The organism is Pseudoxanthomonas sp. LjRoot204_2 (assembly GCF_056175765.1).
The window spans coordinates 1-2,478 of the sequence record NZ_JBGFFG010000463.1; the positions used below are offsets into that span (position 1 = coordinate 1).

General features: G+C 66.4%; 1 protein-coding gene. It reads right to left on the reverse strand.

Annotation, left to right across the window (positions count from 1 at the left end):
* Positions 1–48: 48 nt before the first annotated feature.
* On the reverse strand, positions 49–2,478 hold a 2,430-nt coding region (locus AC04L7_RS16610), incomplete at its 5' end, for an EAL domain-containing protein (RefSeq protein ID WP_475513448.1).

A 2,478-nucleotide genomic window follows, 5' to 3' on the forward strand; every position in this document is an offset into this window, starting at 1 on the left:
CAGAACCAGCTGGCAGCCCCGTCGGCGCGCTGATCCCGGGCGCCGCCGTCAGGACCAGTGCGTATCGGCGCTGGGGGCGAGCTGGGGGATATGCCAGGTGGTGGCACGGGCATAGAGTTTCGCGAATTCGGCGGCCGGCAGCGGCTTGCTGAAGTAGTTGCCCTGTAGTTCGTCGCAGCCGTTGGCGGCCAGCCACGCGGCCTGCGCCGGCGTTTCCACGCCTTCGGCGATCGTGCGGCACTGCAGTTGCGCTGCCAGGCTGATGATGGCGCGGGTGATGGCGGCCTGGTTCGGTTCGGATACATCGCGTACGAACGACTGGTCGATCTTCAGTACGTTGAATCCGTAATTGCCCAGGTAGCTGAGGCTCGAGAAGCCGGTGCCGAAATCGTCGATGGCGATGCGCACGCCCAGGGCCTTCAGTGCGCGCAAGGTGCGATCGGTGCGTTGCACGTCGCGCATCAGCGTGGTTTCGGTGACTTCCAGTTCGAGGAACTCGGCGGCCAGTCCGCTGTCCTTCAGCGCCTCGACCACCGTATCCACCAGGTCGTCGGTGTCGAAGTTGGCGGCGGCGATGTTGACCGACACGCGGATCGGCGGCAGGCCGGCCTGCTGCCAGATCCGGTTCTGCCGGCACGCGGCGCGGATCGCCCACTGGTCGATGTCGACGATCAGGTTGGTTTCCTCGGCGATCGGGAGGAACTCGCCCGGCATCATCAGGCGTTCGCCGCGCTGCCAGCGTGCGAGGCCCTCGACCCCGACGATGCGACCGGTGAGGCGATCGACCTGCGGCTGGTAATGGAGGGAAAGATCGCCGTTGCGCAGGCTTCGCCGCAGGCTGTTCTCCAGTTCGATGCGGGCGTCCACGCTGGATGCCAGCTCGCGCGTGTAGAAACGCGTGGCGTTGCGGCCATTTCGCTTGGCCAGGTACATGGCCGCATCGGCACGCATCATGAGCGTCGCCGCGTCGTAGCCGTCTTCCGGGAACAGGCTGATGCCGATGCTGAACGCCTGGTGCAGTTCGTGCGAGGCCACCGTGTAGGGCGTTCCGCTGAGGGCGAGAAGACGGTCGGCGATCTGCAGCACGCTGTCGCGCGTCACCACATTCGGCAGCAGCACGACGAACTCGTCGCCTCCCGTGCGGTACACGGTGCCGAGATTGCCGATGTTGCGCTGCAGGCGTCGCGCGACCTGCTGCAGCAGTTCATCGCCGGTGTGGTGGCCGAGGGCATCGTTGACGTGCTTGAAGAGGTCGAKGTCGAGGAACAGTACCGCGATGCCGTTGCCATGGTTGGTGGCGTGCGTGATCGCCTGGCCCAACCGCTCGTTGAGTTGCAGCCGGTTCGGCAGCCCGGTCAGGACATCGTGGTGGGCGAGGAAGGTCATGCGCGAGCTGAGTGCGCGCGATTCGGTGATGTCGCGCAACACCATCACGGTGCCCACCATGCGCTCGTCGCGGTCATGGATGGCCGACAGCGAACGTTCGACCAGCATGCGGCTGCCGTCGCGTCGCAGCAACTGCAGGTCGCCCGGCTGCCCCATCGTGTGGGGTTCCTCGACATTCGGCTGCGTATCGATGCGGACCAGCGAAGCGACCTGGTCCAGGGGGTGCCCCAATGCCTGGTCCAGTCCCCAGCCGCACAGCGCTTCCGCGGCGGGGTTCATGTAAGTGACGCGGCTTTCAATATCGACGGTGATCACCGCTTCGCTGATCGACGTCAGCGTCACCTCGGCCAGTTCGTTGGCGTCGTGCAGCGCGTGTTCCAGGCGGGCCTTCTCCGTGATGTCGATGGACATGACGAAGAAGCCGCAGACCTTGCCGGTGTCGTCGACATCGGGCGTATAGAAGCTGTGCATGCTCCGGGTGCCGTCGGCGGTGGCGAAGCTGCTTTCGAACTCGCCATCGCGCCCGGACAGTGCGGCATCGATCTGCGGCATGCGGCGCAGGTAGGCGTCCTCGCCGAAGAGATCGCGCATGTGGGTGCCGATCCTGGGGGGACTGCGCCACTGGACCTGGTCGGCGAACGCGCGGTTGTGGAAAACCAGACGGTGCGCTGCATCGAATTGGGCAATCAGTGCGGGCAGGCGATCGGTGACGCGCTTGAGGTGGTCGCGCGCCATCGCCAACTCGCGGTGTGCGCGCCGCTGTTCACCGACGTCGTTCCCCATCAGGTACCAGCCGGCGATCCTGCGGCCGGGCTCCACGTCGGGGACCAGATAGAGATGAACCGGTCGCGCCGGCCGGCCCAACTCGCCTTCCCAGGTCGTCCAGTGGTCCGGCGTGCAGTCCTGCATGGCGCGCCTGAGCGAGCCGAGGAAGTCGGGAGCGTCCGCATGGACGTCGTCCACGTGCCTGTCGCTCCAATCCGTCGGCGTGCCGGACCACGCGCGGCATGCGCGATTGGCGAAGCCGTAGCAGCCATCCCCATCGATATACGCGATCAGCGCGGGCAGGTGGTCCGCGACCGCATCCAGCAG